The following is a 16,099-nucleotide window of genomic DNA, read 5'->3' on the forward strand; positions in this document are numbered from 1 at the left end:
TCACCTCTTTAATTTCATCTAAACACCTTAAAACCTTAATGTCCTGATGCTTTCGAAAGTCCACCTATGCGATTCTTTAAATGTTGACTATCCTCATTCAATCCACTGTAGTAGACTTCGATATCACTCTGTTCAAATTTCATTTCTATTTTATCAAGAGCACCAATGGCTGAATCATCCCACAGATGGGCATGTGTTAAATCAATTTCTACTTCTTGAACGGTGTCTGTAAAATTAAACTTCTTTGGAAGGTCATTTACTGACGCAAAAAATAATTGACCATGAACGCGATAGATCTTTTTCTCGCCATTTCGTACAATTTCGTTCGTCACTTTTGTTTTGGATATTTTCGCTGCAAAGAAAATGGCACTTAACAGAACACCAGCCAATACACCCTTAGACAAATCATGCGTGACTACAACAATGACAACAGTTGTTACCATAACGGCAGCATCTGATTTAGGAAGCTTGTGAAGATTCCGTATTGATGACCAATCAAATGTTCCGATTGCCACCATAAACATAACGCCAACTAACGCTGCCATTGGAATTTGAACAACTACTCCACCTAGCACGATAATTAAAAACATTAGAAATACGCCTGCAACCAATGTAGATAAACGACCATTTCCACCTGACTTTACATTAATAACAGATTGTCCAATCATTGCACAGCCAGCCATTCCTCCAAAAAAGCCGGTTACAACGTTGGCAATGCCTTGCCCGCGTGTTTCTTGATTCTTGTTGCTTTCTGTGTCAGTCATATCATCCACAATATTAGCTGTTAGCAATGATTCCAAAAGCCCAACAATTGCTAACGCGGCCGAGTAAGGAAGAATGATCATCAATGTTTCCCATGTCAATGGGATAGACGGGATTAAAAACACTGGCAGCTGCTGTGTTAATGCACCCATGTCTCCAACTGTACGCACACCGATATCACCAAATATTACAATTGCTGTAATTGCGATAATTGCCACTAGAGTTGATGGCACTGCTTTTGTAAGTCGTGGTAAAAGATAAATAATTACAAGCGTTAATCCTACAAGTGCATACATGATCCAAGACTCATCTACAAAATGCTGCAGCTGTGCGGTAAAAATTAATATTGCCAGTGCATTAACAAATCCGACCATCACCGAACGTGGTACAAATTTCATAACACTGGCTAGTTTAAATACGCCTATTAAGAGCTGAATGATTCCTGTTAGAATCGTAGCTGCCAGTAAATATTCTAACCCATAATCAGCAACTAAGTTAACCATCAGAAGCGCCATTGCACCTGTAGCTGCTGAGATCATTCCTGGCCGGCCACCAACAAATGCAATAACTACAGCAATACAAAACGATGCATAAAGACCAACCATTGGGTCTACTCCAGCAATGATTGAAAAGGCTATTGCTTCAGGGATTAATGCCATTGCAACGACCATTCCAGCCAGCACATCACCTTTAACATTTCCAAACCAATCTTGCTTTATCTGTTCTTTTTTCAATGTTTAACCTCTTTCTATAGTATAGTGTTGCTAAGCTTTTCAACAAAGCTTAAACCGAATTCAACCAACGAATCATACCATAGAAATCACTTTTAACAAAATGGCAAGTAAGCGTAAACATTAAATACATGCTCCAAATCTCTCACATTTGCACCAAATTCCTGGTGAACACATTTTTTACTATAGTAATGAGAACCAATTTTTGACTAAAGCATGACTTTTGTCTTACCCCTATTTACAGCACAATGTGGTTTTGCTACTCTTACACTAAGTATAATTAGGGGGTACTGCTGTGAACAGTAAAAAGGTCGTCTTATTGATTGTTGCTTTAACGTTGATTATATTAATTTTTGGCTGGTTCTTATTGAAGGATGTCATGGTTAATTTTGATGTAGATCGAGATACATCAAAAGCAGAAATCCATCTGGATATGCAATCAACCAACAACAATATAGATTGAGCCTTTAAAAACTTGCTTTTATGATAGGGGTTTTTATGATCATGTAATTGACTTTCTTAGAACCTCTTAAATATTTATATTAGATTGCAAATCTTTATTGCTTTTAACTCCGTAACGCCATGATCAAGTTTATCAACTATACTATTAGATTAATCTCTACTAATTATCATACCTTTAATCCTTGCCTGTCTATTGTTTGTGCACTGATCATAAGTAACTTCGGGTACAAGTTAAATTCATAATTGGGGGACTTTAGGTTTTTTTCATATAAAGGCAGTATCTCCTGAAACACAGTTTGTGAAAGATGTTCAGGGATGTGGAAAAATCCAGCAGGGGTTATATAGCTGCCATCACCAATTGGCAACAGCATTCCAGTTATCACTTCGCCACTCTCTGGCATTTGATAAATGTCATTATACATGCAAACAATCCTTGGCCGGCACTCAAATATGTCACTAACAACGAATACACGTCCACTACTGCTCTTATCATCATCAACATAATAAAAGCCAGGACTACTAGACAACCAACTAGCTACTACCTGTTGAAATAAATTACTCTTTTTTCTCAACACATGGCGTTTTTTTGCTAAAAATAATTGAAAAATTGTCTTATCTTCCCCTGCTAAAGGTGAACAAATTACAGCCCACCATGCAACTTGAAAAAATGTCTTTTCTGCCAGCCCCTCACTAACATCCATTTTGTCAGTGATATTACCTATTTGTTCATTAAGGACTTCTCCATAATTATCCGATGCGAATTGTATTAATTCTTGTAATAAGTCGAATAGATCATGGAGAAGTTTATCGTGAATGTAAAAAACATTTTCTGCAGGCATTACACTTACCTCCCTGTTCCTTTGATATATACTAGCATGGAATTCTAATAGCTGCATCTTGCTATTAATCCATTCTCATATCGGGGTAAGGGAGGAAAAATGTATTTTGTCTAGTTCTTTATTCAAAAATAGCCACTGAAATACACAGGAAAATATAAATTTACCTAACCACTCGCTCTTGATGATGTAAGTTCCTTGTCTTGGTATTTTGTCTGTAATCGATTGATAAGTTTATCAAAGCGCAAAAATGTAAATTGAAAAATAGGACTTTGTATAAATGTGAAAATAAACGTAAAGATAAATACCGGTCCACCCAAAATTAGACCTAACACCAAAACAGAGCTCTCCGTAATAATCCGAACTCTTCCAATAGGTGCACCTAATTTATCTGAAATGGATAGCATAAATCCATCACGTGGCCCTGAACCTACCCTGGCAGCATTATATACACCGCCCCCGAATCCCATGAATACAATCCCAATCACCATCATAGTAGCATCTGTCCAGGAATGATTTGCATCAGGCAGGAAATCAAGCCATAAAAACAAATCCACGAACATACCAACGAGAAACGCGTTTAGAAATGTACCTAATTTTATATAACTCTTATCCAAAATCCATGACGCGATAATTAATGTAAAGCCACATACAATATTCCACGTACCAATCGTAAAACCAAATATTTCAAACAGGCCTACATTTAATACATCCCATGGGTGAATACCTAAGTGTTGAACATTAATCGTTACAGAAATTCCAAAACTAAAAAAAATAAGCCCCACGACAAAAAAGGACCACCGAATTGCAGCCAGTATAATCACCCTTCTTTCCTTGATGTTCTATACATTATCATGCAGTATATTCAATTAATATGCAAGATTAGTGTCTTTAGAAATAAAGAAAAACAGACTTGATCCATATATTTTGCAATGATTCAGGGAGTCCTGCTCATCGTACACCGACAATTATAGGGGCCAGCTTATCTGTTAAGTATTCCACAGAATAATGAAACTACCCCCACTGTGAGGGTAGTTTAATTACTTTTGCTACCTATTTTTTTCACCGTTATCTTCAATAATCCCTAACACTACATCAGCCACTTCCGGCAAACGCATTAGCTTATCACTTAAGCGAAATTTAATATCATCCGCTTCGGCTAGTGAGAATCCTTTTTTGAGTTCCACAGTTCCCTCAACATGATAAGTGCGGCCTTCCTGGATAATTCTTATCTTGTAGATATCAACGACAGCATCATCTTCCAGTAATGATTCGGTAAGTTTTTTTTCAACATCTGCTGGGGCTGAAACGCCAATTAAACCAATCATATTGTCATATCCTACACGAAACGCAACAAACAGCATTAATACACCAATAATCATCGTAAAGATTCCATCCGCTGTAAGGAATCCAAACACCTGCGATAATAAAACACCAATCAAGGCGAATACGGCGCCCGAAGTTGCAACAAGGTCTTCATAAAAAACGAGACGTGTTGCCGGTGATGCTTTTTTGGCACTTTTAAATGCAGATGTTACAATCCATCCAGACTGATCCTCTCCAGATTCCTTGGTAATCTCCTTCATTGCTTTAACCAAAATGGCACCATCTATTATAAGTGATGCAATGAGAACGCCTATGTTTAACCACAAATTACCTGAATCTTCAGGATGCCGGAACAGATGCCAGCCTTCTTTTAGCGTCTCGTATGCCATCACCGATACAACAATGACAGCGACCATACAGAATATATTGATAACCCTTCCAAATCCAGTCGGAAACCGTTCAGACGGAGGTGATTCCGCGAGCACACTGCCAAAAAACACAAACCCCTGGTTAACGGCATCCGCTAATGAATGCATGGTCGTTGCAAACATAGCACCATTTCCACTAAAAAAAGCAGCAACACCTTTTATTAAAGCTAAAAACGTATTACCGAGAGCTGCCAGACCAGAGGATGTATTCCCTTTTTTTACACGCTCCATAAATCCCATATTCGTTCCTCCTGTTGTTTATCATTATCTATGATGCTTAATCTATAGTAATTCTATACATTATTTTCGCTGTTTAAAAACTAAGACTGTATTACAAAAGTTTAGCGCTATTTGTACAGACTACAACTTCCTAAATAATATAATTATGAGAATCCGAGTTCTGTTCTTATCGCGTAAAACAGTCACTCATGAGGATTAGGAAAAACCGCGTAAAGGATGGAAAAGTTTGTTTCGCGGGTTACTGCAGAAATCAGTTACACCAAAAGAAGCCTAACCAAGGTATTGGTTAGACTTCCTTTCTAGTTCACATGCGAATGATGCATGAAATCAAATAATCTATAGTCATTTCTTCCTGCCTTTTTTGCTTTATAAAGCTCTTTATCTGCATACTTCAGCATCTCACTGGCATTTTCAGGGGCCCTCGGTGATGAAATAACAACTCCAAGGCTTGTTGTTGTCCCAAAGTCATGGTTTTCGACACACCAAGGCTCATTCATTACTTTAATAATTCGATCAGCTATTTCAATGACGTCAACGGCAGAGGTTATATTAGGTAACAATAAGGTAAATTCATCACCGCCTAATCGCGCAAGTAAATCCTCATCACGGATTACCTTACTGATCCTCATCCCAAACTCCTGAATAACCTGATCCCCAATGCTGTGTCCCATCTTATCGTTAATCGATTTAAATTGATCAAGATCCATCATGATCATGGCCAGTCGCTGATCCGTATTTTTAATTCTCTCTATATGCTCGGTTAATTGTTTGATAAAAAAGCGACGATTCGGCAAGCCTGTTAACGGATCATGATATGCCATTTGCTGCAGCTGCTGTTCATAATCTTTTCGAAGTGTGATATTTCTTGATACCACTACCATATGTGTGAAATATTTATCATCATCATAAACGGGCGACCCTAGCAACTCCGACCAAATGTAATCCCCATCCCCATGTTTCTGCCTAAATTGTTCTTTCCAGGTTGTTTTCTTCCGTATGGATTCTTTAAATGTTTCCTGCAACCTCTCACAATCATCTGTGTGTACATTATGTAAAAAAGGTTTATTAATATATTCACTGACTTCATAGTCCAGGACTTCTTTGTAAGATGGTGATACGTAAACAATTTTACCCTGATTATCTATCATCGTTATTAAATCATTCGAGTTTTCTGTAATAATTCGAAATTGATCTTCGCTTTCTTTATACTTCTTTCCTAATTGTATTTGTTCATTAATATCTTTAAAGATACCATAGATACCAACTATATCTTCATTGATGATGATAGGAGTAAGCTTCATAATAACCTCTATCATTTCTTCTGATTTATTAAGTACAGTTAGTTGATGTTCTTGTGGAATCCCTTTCACAACATCACGAAAACTTTTGTAAGCTGAATCTTTATCTTTTGAAGCAAATAATTCAACAAATGGCGTGTTTTTCATTTCTTCAGCATTATAACCAAAGACTGATTCCACTGCACTATTTCCATTTTGGATATTTCCTGTAAGACTGAGGGAAAATATAGCGTCCAAATTGTAATCATACAAAGAACGATATTTTTGCTTATTACGATACAGGTCGTTTTTAGATTTTTGAATTTCAAGCTCAGTCAGCCTTCTTCGGGTAACATCCTTCACCAACGCGACAATATGTGTGCAAACACCATCATTATTACACAAGGGAGTCAATGTTGTCTCTGAATATTTAATACCTGAAGTGGACTCATAAAAATCTTCATATGTTAATCCGTCTATAACTTCGATAGCTTCTCTATATTTATTAATTAAAAATTCTGCGGTCTTTTGTGAATAGACGTTCTGAATTGATTGCCCAATTACCTTGTCCGTAAGAAATGTTTGGTTAATGGCCGCCTTATTAAGAAATTCATAGCAAAAATTATCGTTATCGTCTATTGCAATGATAAAAACCATCTCTTTAATTCCGTTCATCAGAACATTATTGAAAAATAAGGAACTATTAAAGCTCAAATTAGTCTCCTCCTTTCCGCAGGCTTATTACTATGTAATTTACAATTATTAAATAAATTATGTTAGTTTCATTATATACTCTATACGAATTTTTTCTAGTCCTTTTTTACTATATTTTAACATTTAGTAGATATTTTTAGATAAAACTTAGAAATAGAGAAGTATATAATTGCAAAATTTAAGTTTTATAATGTAAAAAGACTGAGCCTTCAATGGAATGGCTCAGTCTTGTTTTGGTTTTTTAAACACAAAATATTTAATCATGAAAAAGCTTGCGACAAAGGAAAGGAACATCGCCAGACCTTTCGCAATATTGTATCGCAGCCAATTGGGCACACCGAAACTTTCCATCAGGGTGTTGGATACAATAAACACAAGATTATTAACACCCAAACTCACTATGCCTTGTACAATAAACAGTATTCGCTGCCGATTACTTCCTTTGGCTGAGTGTTGAAACGTAAAGCTCGCATTCCAAAAATAACTATTTGCTACAGCCAGTGTATAAGCGATGGTGTTGTAAAGTAGAAGCAGTCCTCTTTCATCCGAATGGAATAATAATAATAATAGGTTTAGCGTTCCGATATCAATACCTGCATTCGCAACCCCAATCGCGCTAAACTGCAGGAATTGAAGTGGTCCCTTTTTTCTGTCCTGTGTCATGGTACTCCTCTACTTACTCTTTGAGAATTGAAAAACTAAATATCAGTTTGCTGTATTACTTTGTTCTTCTTCTACGCTTACTATTTCCTTATAATAATCAAGCACTTGCTTCGATTGAGCTTCCCAGCCCATCTCAGAAATCCCTTTATGGGCAGCTTTTGCCAAACGCTTTCTTAACGTTTCATCTTCAAACTTAAGCAATGTAGCTGTGAAGTCACCTGGCTTTTCGGGATCATACAGCAAACCAGTATGATTATTTTCTATTTGCTCACAAGTTGGTCCGCTTTCAGCTGCTACAAGTGGCAAACCAGATGCCATTGCTTCTGTAATAACCAGACCAAGCGTTTCTGTAGTCGATGGAAATACGAAGACATCTGATGAGGCATAAGCGTTAGCAAGTTCCTCACCGTGCAATAAACCAGTGAATACCGTATTAGTTCCTGCAAAATGCTTTTCCAGCTCGTTTCTATGTGGGCCATCCCCAACAATTGCAAGCACGAATTGATCTGATACACTTAATACTGATTTTATTTTCTCAATTTCTTTCTCTGCCGCAAGTCTGCCAACATACAGTAACAGCTTTTTCTCAGGGTTACCATTTGAGAGCCTGTCCCGCATTTCATCACTATACTTGGTTGGGTGCAATAATTCTGTATCTACACCACGTTTCCAAACGTGCACATTTTGAAATCCGTGCTCTTCCAATTCAGCCTTTACTGTATTAGAAGTACAAAGATTTAACTCGGCTTTATTATGCAGTTTTCTGAAATACCACCAAACTAATCCTTTAAACAGAGAGAGTTTATAGTAATTCAGATATTGTGCTACATTTGTATGATAAGACGCTATCATAGGGTATCCAAGCTTCTTTGAATAGTATACACCAGAGAAACCAAGAATAGCCGGATTTACCACATGAACAATGTCAGGGTCATATTCACTTAGTAGTTCACTTACTTTTCGATTTGGAAGGGCAAACTTCTTGGAGCGATAAAAAGGAAGGGTACGTGCCGGCACCCCATCTATTTTTGCCCCTTCAAATTCATAAACACCAAGGTCTGGTGCTATTACCCTGACATCATGTCCTTCTTTTAAGAAGTAGCGAATACATGCTTTTAGTCTGGTAACAACTCCATCAGTTGATGGCAGAAAAGTTTCGGTTACGATAGCAATTTTCATAGGTGACACTTCCTTGTTTATTTCCAGGATACTTGTGGCAATACATTTTCTTTAATTATTCGATCTTTATGATTTACAACCGTTTTAAGAATTCCACGAATAACATCGTCTGTCAGTAAATTTGGTTCCAAACCAAGATCCCGAAGTTTTGTATTTTCTGCATGGAAGAAATGCTCTTCCAATTCAACTCTTGGATTCTCAAGATGCGCAATTGTTGTCTCAAGACCTTCTTCTTGAGCAACCTTCTCTACCTTATTAGCCAGATCCAATACAGAAAACTCCTCTGTAAATTGGTTAAACACACGAAATTCTCCTCGATCAGCCGGATTATTCGCTGCAATCTCAATACAGCGTACGGTATCTCTAATATTTAAAAAGCCACGTGTTTGTCCGCCTTTTCCGTATACTGTAATATCATGTCCAATAGTTGACTGGATAATGAAACGATTCAATGCAGTACCAAATACCCCATCATAATCCAGGCGGTTTGACAATACCGGATCCATTTGCGTTTCATCCGTATCTAATCCATAAACAACTCCTTGGTTTAAGTCAGTTGCTCTTATTCCCCAAATTTTACATGCGAATGTTATATTATGGCTGTCATGAACCTTAGACAGGTGATAAAAAGATCCTGGCTGTTTCGGGAATGGAAGAACATCTTTCCTGCCTTTGTGTTCTATTTCGATATACCCTTCTTCTATTTCAATATTAGGGGTACCATATTCACCCATTGTACCCAATTTAATTAAATGACAGTCAGGAACAATTTCTTTAATGCCATACAATACGTTTAACGTTCCTGTTACATTATTGTTTTGCGTAAACACAGCATGTTCCCTATCAATCATGGAATATGGTGCAGACCGCTGTTCAGCAAAATGTGCAAACGCATCAGGCTGCTCCTTTTTCAGAACTTCACGTAAAAAATCATAATGGGTTAAGTCGCCATCATAAACCCGAATTTCTTTCCCGGTAAGTTCTTTCCATTTTGCTACGCGTTCTTCAAGTGTTGCAATAGGAGTAATGGAGTTCGAGTGCAGTTCATTATCCCACTTTCTTCTGATCATATTATCAATAATGGCTACATCATGCCCCTGTTTTGATAAATACAAGGCGGTCGGCCAGCCACAAAAGCCATCTCCACCAGCTACTATAATTTTCATAAGATTTTCTCCTCTATTTAAGTATTCGTATGTAGTATGCTTCTCAATTTAAAACAGCTTGCAGCATACCTATCCTTATAAAAATTATCATGTTATGAATGATTTTACAAATGATGTGATAAATCAATTTAAAATTATTACTCCGTTTTAGTATTCCTTCTTTGTTGAGAGGTATTACAAAAACATAATTTCCTATACAACAACAAAATTATTTCACCTTTATTTTGAAGAAATTTGCACATGCTACAAGAGACTGACTTTGTGGGGTGAGAATTCCCCTTTTTATCTTGTAATCAACCGAATTCCTGTAAAACAGTTGATTTTTAAATTCAATTAATATAGTATGTTTAATATATACAATACAAATTAAACAAATAAGGAGGTTGATACTATTGTCGAATGAGCATGAAACAATTGAGCAATCCAGAGACATAATGATCAGTGCGATTGCACAATCCATGGTTATCTATGGAGTTACTCCTTCTGTTGGTCGTATTTACGGTGTGCTTTATTTTTCCTCCGAACCGCTGACACTTGATGAGATTAAGGATCAGGTAGCAATGAGTAAAGCAAGTGTAAGTAATGGAATGCGGGAACTGTTAGAGACAGATATGGTCACAAAAGTCTGGATGAAAGGTGATCGAAAAGACCATTATGTTGCAGAAAAGGATTATCTAAGAAATTTCATCACATTTTTTATAAAAAAGATACGACAAGAACGTAATTTAATAATGAAGGCCACAGAACAGGTTGAGCCTACTTTAGAAGCTATAGTTGAGGAGACATCCGATGATCAAGTAAAAGAAGAAGCAAACAAAGATCTTGCCCTCATTAAAAACTCTTACAACTATTTTGATTGGACGATGCGGTTTGCTAACGCAATGGAATCGGGGGAAATATTTAATTATTTACCAAAACAACAGGAAAATAAAGGAGACATAACATGAACAATAACAACACTGCTTTGGTGCTAATTGACCTTCAGAAGGAAAGTAATTTTGGACTTGGGCAATTGGACCAAGTAGTTAAGAATGCTAAAAGGCTAATTGACGGGTTTAGAGAAAAGGACATCCCTATTATATACACGCGTCAAATTAACCGGGCAGATGGGGTTGGCCTTTCCTTAGGAGAGCCCTTAAACAGTGATGGTACACCGTATTATTACAACACAGCTAACGAAAGTATCGAAATTTTAGATGGAATCAAACCACAAGATGGTGACATAACCATTGATAAATATCGATGGAGCGCTTTTCACGAAACTAGTCTGGATCTTACACTTAGGAGTCTTAACGTAGAAAATGTTGTGATTGGAGGAGTCGTGACAGATGGATGTTTATTAACCTCTGTATTTGATGCCTATTTTAGAGATTATAAGATCCACCTTGTCAAAGACATCTGCACAGCTTCCAATGAAGGTTCTCATATGGCATCACTTATGATGATTGCAAATTGGGTGTACACTCTCAAAATGTATGATACTACAAATATACTCCAGCGTATTAATGGAGAAGATTACGATGCTTGGGAATCAGACACAGTCGATTCATTACAGTATACACCAGAAAATATGAGAGAGATATTTAATAAATTAAACTAAAAGAAGGAGACATTCATCATGAAGAAGTTATTACTATTATTTATTACATTATCTTTGTTGACACTTGCTGCTTGTGGCAATGGAGAAGAGAAAAATGATGCAGCTAAGGATGAAACTTCCGAAGAAAAAGGAACAATTGTTTTTGGACAAACACCTTGGACAAGTACTGCACCACCAACACAGATTGCAAAACAAATTTTAGAGGAACAAGGATATACAGTTGAAGTAAAACATGTTTCTCAACCAATTATCTGGGATGGAATGAGTAATAAAGAAATTGATTTCTTTATGGATGCATGGTTACCATATACAGAAGCACCTAGATGGGAAGAGTATAAGGATGAATTAGTGAAAGTAGCAACAAGTTATAAAAATGCACAACTAGGTTTAGCAGTACCTTCTTATGTGGAAGAAAACTCGATTGAAGATTTAAAAGCAAATGCAGAAAAATATAATGGTCAAATACTTACCATTGCTGAAGGTGCAGGCATTGTTAATATTGCAAAGGAATTAGTGAAAGGTGAGAACTTAGATGAAAGCGGATTTGAATTAAAAACTTCTAGTGAAGGTGCGATGATTTCCGCTGCACAAAGTAAAATTGATGATAAAGAGCCTGTTGTATTCACTCCCTGGAGACCACATTCTGTCTTTGCGCGTAATGATTTGAAGTTTTTAGAAGGTCAAGGAGACTATTTTAAAGCAGATAACGTCTATGTATTATCATATAAAGGAATTAAGGAAGCACATCCAGAAGCATATAAGATATTATCCAATTGGAGCATTTCCATCCCTGAAATAGAATCGATGATAAGTAAAAATGAACAGAACGGTACATCCTTTGAAAAATTAGCTGCCGAATGGATTGAAAAAAATCGTGATAAAGTCGATCAAATGATTGGAAAGTAACAATACTTTAAGCAGGTCAACTTCATGTTGGCCTGCTTATTTTCGCTCGGATTGTGGCCAACCTGTCGAAGCGGATCCTCGTTCCGTTAAATAGCAGAAAAGGTGCTCTCGGAGGCGGGAGACGGATCCTCGTTCCGCTAATAGCAGAAAATCAGCCGAATTTGACGCAAAAATGACAAATAGCGGAATGAGGATCCGCCAAATCAGTGACACGGTCCTCATTCCGTTAAAGAACGCTTACTTTGCAAGACAAGCCCAGCATTTCTACCGTTATCAACTAGCCTTTTTTAATTGTATAAGAAAGGACAAGGAGTTATCCCCTGTCCCGCAAGTTCCAAGCGTCACTCTGTATTCTCTTCTGCTTTTTCAAATAAAGCTTCTGGAATCATTTCAAAGCCTTCAATCACCGTATTTTCTTCCACTTCCATCATTAAGTAGCGCTTCCCACTGAAATGGACTTGACGTACATATCTTAAGTCTTGTGGGCTAATGGAGATATTAGCTAATTTCGTCTCTATTTTAATAGATTTTGAATTATATTTCGGTACGATGTTATTTGCTTTAAACTCATATGATTCATCATCAGTCACAGTTTTAAAAGCAGTTTCTACCTTTTCCGAATTGACATCTTCTATCCCACTGCTTTTCAAAACATTTTCTACATCCATGTAGTCTAATTTCGGTATCTCTTCCTCTTCATTCTCTTCCACAACACGATGAATCTCATCGTAAACATTTGAAAGTGTGGTAGTGTTAATTTTTTGATCACCTGCTACATTTTTTACGATTTCCTCAAAAACAATTTTATCCTGTGCGGCAGTCATTTTTTCTTGCGCATTTAAAACTTCCTCGATGAAATGATAATTCAGTTCATTCTTCTTCCCTGCCGAATACAGCACGTGGTTAACATCCGCAGCATTATCCGTGATTGAAGGGAATAGAAATCCTGATATTGGTGCTTTCAGATTAATAATTGGATCTACGACTATATTATACTTAAACTCTTTTTCAACATAGTCAAACAGTAATTCCTTTTTTGAATCCTGCGTTTTATTCATACTGCATAATATAAAAGGATGAGAGTAAACCGTATCACGTACACTTTCCTCTGACTCGTCGCTCATGTTCTTCATCGGTTTCATATATTCTCCCCGAATAAAGGTTATGACAATATCCATCTCATATTGCTTATCCTTCAGCATTTTTTCTACAATCTGAAGCATTTGAGCCTTCCATTCTTCTGTATCATTACTTAATAGACCCTGGTGAAGAATTAGCTGACTGTTATTTTCCACATCACGCTGGAACTTTAATTCAAATAATTTTTCATCCAACTGGCCTGATAATACTTTTTTAAAGTTATCCATAAACAACTCTTTCTGTTCCTCTTCCAATAGTTCAAATGATAAACTTTGATGATGATATATTTCACTGGACTCTTTCATTATATAGACATTAAAGATTTCACTAATTTTTAATAAATCATTATTTAATTTGAATTGTTTACGAATACCTGCTATGTCTTTTTTGTTCAATCTTATTACACTCCTATGTTCGTTGTCAGCATGTGAGTCATTCTACACACATTCTTTCATTTTATCATAAATATCAGTTGTTTCCGCCTAATTATTTCTCTTGTAATAGTAATGAAAATGACAATTTCACCTATCAGCAATTCATTTTCTTAAATCATAATAATGAATTTTTCCTTCGATCGTAAAAAAATGCCCAAAACATTGAATAAACAAAACAGATATTTTAGAACGCAAAAAAGACAGAATCTTAATAATCCTGTCTCACAGTTTATGACCATAATATTTTACTACTGTTGTGTATAATACTGATACCGGTGGTCGGGTTCGAACCGACACTCCCAGAGGGAACATGATTTTGAGTCATGCGCGTCTGCCAATTCCGCCACACCGGCATATGTTGGAGGCGGTAACCGGATTTGAACCGGTGATAAAGGTTTTGCAGACCTCTGCCTTACCACTTGGCTATACCGCCAAAACGAAGTAATGGAGCGGAAGACGGGATTCGAACCCGCGACCCCCACCTTGGCAAGGTGGTGTTCTACCACTGAACTACTTCCGCATAATGGCTGGGCTACCAGGATTCGAACCTGGGGTACACGGGATCAAAACCCGATGCCTTACCGCTTGGCTATAGCCCAATAAGTTTGAAAGTTATGGGGCGACCGGTGGGGATCGAACCCACGAATGCCGGAGCCACAATCCGGTGCGTTAACCACTTCGCCACGACCGCCATAATAAAATAATGGCAGGGGTAGTAGGAATCGAACCCACATCAAAGGTTTTGGAGACCTTCGTTTTACCATTAAACTATACCCCTACTTGTTAAAAACTATATGGTGGAGGGGGAGAGATTCGAACTCCCGAACCCTGAGGGAGCGGATTTACAGTCCGCCGCGTTTAGCCACTTCGCTACCCCTCCATATAAATGTAAATGCAAAAATGGTGGCTCCGGACGGAATCGAACCGCCGACACAAGGATTTTCAGTCCTTTGCTCTACCGACTGAGCTACAGAGCCAATATGTATTATTGCTATAAATTTAAATGGCGGTCCGGACGGGACTCGAACCCGCGACCTCCTGCGTGACAGGCAGGCATTCTAACCAGCTGAACTACCGGACCGAATATGTAAATGTGGATATGCTTTAAATTGGTTGCGGGGGCAAGATTTGAACTTGCGACCTTTGGGTTATGAGCCCAACGAGCTACCAGACTGCTCCACCCCGCGATATGAATTAATATTAAATTAATACTCTTTTAACTTGAATAGAACTGTTCGTCGTGTTGCAAGATTATTCGGTGTTGTTGCACTCCTCACAAAGCCTACATTCGGGGTTATTCAATGGTACTTACGGCTTTGCTCCACCCCGCGATTAAAAAAATATTAACTTTAAACTTTCGTCTAAAATGGTGGAGGATGCAGGGCTCGAACCTGCGACCCCCTGCTTGTAAGGCAGGTGCTCTCCCAGCTGAGCTAATCCTCCATAATAGTGGTGACCCGTACGGGACTCGAACCCGTGTTACCGCCGTGAAAGGGCGGTGTCTTAACCGCTTGACCAACGGGCCAGAAAATATAAATGATGGCGGAGAGCGAGGGATTCGAACCCTCGAGGCCGCGATAGCGGCCTACACGATTTCCAATCGTGCTCCTTCGGCCACTCGGACAGCTCTCCATGGCTCCACAGGTAGGAATCGAACCTACGACCGATCGGTTAACAGCCGATTGCTCTACCGCTGAGCTACTGTGGAATGATCCAAATATAGGATATAAATGCTTGTCGTATCGCACGCTTATCCGGAGTAGCCTCACTCCTTACATGACCCATCTTTATGTTTTTAAAGATGTTCTGGCCAAATTACTATGGAATGGGATTTGCCTGGCGGCGTCCTACTCTTGCAGGGGCAAAGCCCCAACTACCATCGGCGCTGGAGAGCTTAACTACTGTGTTCGGCATGGGAACAGGTGTGTCCTCTCCGCTAATGCTACCAGACAATCAAAATATAATACTTAGTAAACCTATTAATTTTTAGTGACAACCAATATTATAATTGTTTCTCAAAAAAAATCAAGCATATTTAATAAAAATGTGTAGAATTTTGTACCCTAAAAACTAAATAAGAGCTCTACATCAACATTACATCAGTATTGATTAGTTAAGTCCTCGATCTATTAGTATCCGTCAGCTCCACGTGTCACCACGCTTCCACCTCGGACCTATCAACCTCATCGTCTCTGAGGGATCTTACTCACTCGAAGTGATGGGAAGTCTCATCTT

Annotated in this window: 13 protein-coding genes, 14 tRNA genes and 2 rRNA genes; 4 read left to right on the forward strand and 25 right to left on the reverse strand. The window is 37.9% G+C overall.

What is annotated here, in order from left to right:
• Positions 1-35: 35 nt before the first annotated feature.
• Positions 36-1,496, reverse strand: coding sequence for a SulP family inorganic anion transporter (locus tag ACE1TG_RS16065; RefSeq protein WP_375053435.1), 1,461 nt, complete (start codon positions 1,494-1,496; stop codon positions 36-38).
• 292 nt (positions 1,497-1,788) lie between these two features.
• On the opposite strand from ACE1TG_RS16065, the gene ACE1TG_RS16070 reads away from it, so the two are divergent.
• Complete coding sequence (locus tag ACE1TG_RS16070) at positions 1,789-1,956, forward strand: hypothetical protein (protein ID WP_375053436.1); 168 nt, start codon at positions 1,789-1,791, stop codon at positions 1,954-1,956.
• A 166-nt stretch (positions 1,957-2,122) separates the two neighbouring features.
• Here ACE1TG_RS16070 and ACE1TG_RS16075 read toward each other — a convergent pair whose 3' ends face one another.
• The 7 genes from ACE1TG_RS16075 to ACE1TG_RS16105 form a co-directional block, all read right to left on the reverse strand.
• Entirely contained in the window at positions 2,123-2,794 is a 672-nt protein-coding gene (locus tag ACE1TG_RS16075; protein ID WP_375053437.1) for a hypothetical protein, read from the reverse strand.
• A gap of 164 nt (positions 2,795-2,958) precedes the next feature.
• Positions 2,959-3,609 carry a YczE/YyaS/YitT family protein gene (locus ACE1TG_RS16080; RefSeq protein WP_375053450.1) on the reverse strand — a complete coding sequence of 217 codons (651 nt, stop codon included), beginning with the start codon at positions 3,607-3,609 and terminating at the stop codon, positions 2,959-2,961.
• Positions 3,610-3,840: 231 nt separating this feature from the next.
• Positions 3,841-4,785: a cation diffusion facilitator family transporter gene (locus tag ACE1TG_RS16085; protein WP_375053438.1), complete on the reverse strand. Its 945-nt coding sequence runs from the start codon at positions 4,783-4,785 to the stop codon at positions 3,841-3,843.
• A 299-nt stretch (positions 4,786-5,084) separates the two neighbouring features.
• The gene (locus ACE1TG_RS16090) at positions 5,085-6,776 is read right to left on the reverse strand and encodes a diguanylate cyclase domain-containing protein (RefSeq protein ID WP_375053439.1); all 1,692 of its coding nucleotides are present in this window, start codon (positions 6,774-6,776) and stop codon (positions 5,085-5,087) included.
• A gap of 222 nt (positions 6,777-6,998) precedes the next feature.
• A complete protein-coding gene (locus ACE1TG_RS16095; protein WP_375053440.1) occupies positions 6,999-7,439 on the reverse strand; it encodes a GtrA family protein in 441 nt (146 codons plus the stop codon).
• 42 nt (positions 7,440-7,481) lie between these two features.
• Positions 7,482-8,618 (reverse strand): glycosyltransferase family 4 protein, encoded by a 1,137-nt coding sequence (locus tag ACE1TG_RS16100; protein ID WP_375053441.1) that lies wholly within the window; start codon positions 8,616-8,618, stop codon positions 7,482-7,484.
• A gap of 17 nt (positions 8,619-8,635) precedes the next feature.
• Positions 8,636-9,784 carry an NAD-dependent epimerase/dehydratase family protein gene (locus ACE1TG_RS16105; RefSeq protein WP_375053442.1) on the reverse strand — a complete coding sequence of 383 codons (1,149 nt, stop codon included), beginning with the start codon at positions 9,782-9,784 and terminating at the stop codon, positions 8,636-8,638.
• A gap of 392 nt (positions 9,785-10,176) precedes the next feature.
• On the opposite strand from ACE1TG_RS16105, the gene ACE1TG_RS16110 reads away from it, so the two are divergent.
• Genes ACE1TG_RS16110 through ACE1TG_RS16120 form a run of 3 tightly spaced genes read left to right on the forward strand, consistent with a single transcriptional unit; the run spans position 10,177 to position 12,290 of the window.
• Entirely contained in the window at positions 10,177-10,731 is a 555-nt protein-coding gene (locus ACE1TG_RS16110) for a GbsR/MarR family transcriptional regulator (RefSeq protein WP_375053443.1), read from the forward strand.
• The gene (locus ACE1TG_RS16115; protein WP_375053444.1) at positions 10,728-11,384 is read left to right on the forward strand and encodes a cysteine hydrolase family protein; all 657 of its coding nucleotides are present in this window, start codon (positions 10,728-10,730) and stop codon (positions 11,382-11,384) included. The genes ACE1TG_RS16110 and ACE1TG_RS16115 overlap by 4 nt, the downstream gene beginning before the upstream one ends.
• An 18-nt stretch (positions 11,385-11,402) precedes the next feature.
• Positions 11,403-12,290: a glycine betaine ABC transporter substrate-binding protein gene (locus ACE1TG_RS16120; RefSeq protein ID WP_375053445.1), complete on the forward strand. Its 888-nt coding sequence runs from the start codon at positions 11,403-11,405 to the stop codon at positions 12,288-12,290.
• A gap of 341 nt (positions 12,291-12,631) precedes the next feature.
• On the opposite strand, the gene ACE1TG_RS16125 is transcribed toward ACE1TG_RS16120, so the two are convergent.
• The 17 genes from ACE1TG_RS16125 to ACE1TG_RS16205 form a co-directional block, all read right to left on the reverse strand.
• The gene (locus tag ACE1TG_RS16125) at positions 12,632-13,825 is read right to left on the reverse strand and encodes a DUF4317 domain-containing protein (protein WP_375053446.1); all 1,194 of its coding nucleotides are present in this window, start codon (positions 13,823-13,825) and stop codon (positions 12,632-12,634) included.
• Between the two features lie 309 nt (positions 13,826-14,134).
• Positions 14,135-14,217: transfer RNA gene (locus ACE1TG_RS16130), tRNA-Leu, on the reverse strand.
• 6 nt (positions 14,218-14,223) lie between these two features.
• Positions 14,224-14,297 (reverse strand) — tRNA-Cys (locus tag ACE1TG_RS16135).
• Between the two features lie 12 nt (positions 14,298-14,309).
• Positions 14,310-14,384, reverse strand: a tRNA-Gly gene (locus tag ACE1TG_RS16140).
• A 4-nt stretch (positions 14,385-14,388) separates the two neighbouring features.
• Positions 14,389-14,463 (reverse strand) — tRNA-Gln (locus ACE1TG_RS16145).
• A gap of 16 nt (positions 14,464-14,479) precedes the next feature.
• A tRNA-His gene (locus ACE1TG_RS16150) sits at positions 14,480-14,555 on the reverse strand.
• Between the two features lie 13 nt (positions 14,556-14,568).
• A tRNA-Trp gene (locus tag ACE1TG_RS16155) sits at positions 14,569-14,642 on the reverse strand.
• Positions 14,643-14,659: 17 nt separating this feature from the next.
• Positions 14,660-14,744, reverse strand: a tRNA-Tyr gene (locus tag ACE1TG_RS16160).
• 21 nt (positions 14,745-14,765) lie between these two features.
• Positions 14,766-14,841 (reverse strand) — tRNA-Phe (locus tag ACE1TG_RS16165).
• A gap of 27 nt (positions 14,842-14,868) precedes the next feature.
• Positions 14,869-14,945 (reverse strand) — tRNA-Asp (locus ACE1TG_RS16170).
• A gap of 29 nt (positions 14,946-14,974) precedes the next feature.
• A tRNA-Met gene (locus ACE1TG_RS16175) sits at positions 14,975-15,051 on the reverse strand.
• A gap of 180 nt (positions 15,052-15,231) precedes the next feature.
• Positions 15,232-15,307: transfer RNA gene (locus ACE1TG_RS16180), tRNA-Val, on the reverse strand.
• A gap of 7 nt (positions 15,308-15,314) precedes the next feature.
• A tRNA-Glu gene (locus tag ACE1TG_RS16185) sits at positions 15,315-15,389 on the reverse strand.
• 15 nt (positions 15,390-15,404) lie between these two features.
• A tRNA-Ser gene (locus ACE1TG_RS16190) sits at positions 15,405-15,496 on the reverse strand.
• A 1-nt stretch (position 15,497) separates the two neighbouring features.
• Positions 15,498-15,572: transfer RNA gene (locus tag ACE1TG_RS16195), tRNA-Asn, on the reverse strand.
• Between the two features lie 126 nt (positions 15,573-15,698).
• Positions 15,699-15,814 (reverse strand): 5S ribosomal RNA (gene rrf / locus ACE1TG_RS16200).
• A gap of 159 nt (positions 15,815-15,973) precedes the next feature.
• Positions 15,974-16,099, reverse strand: a 23S ribosomal RNA gene (locus ACE1TG_RS16205); the annotation flags it as partial.

The organism is Virgibacillus sp. JSM 102003 (assembly GCF_041949995.1).
Taxonomy (GTDB): Bacteria; Bacillota; Bacilli; order Bacillales; family Amphibacillaceae; genus Lentibacillus.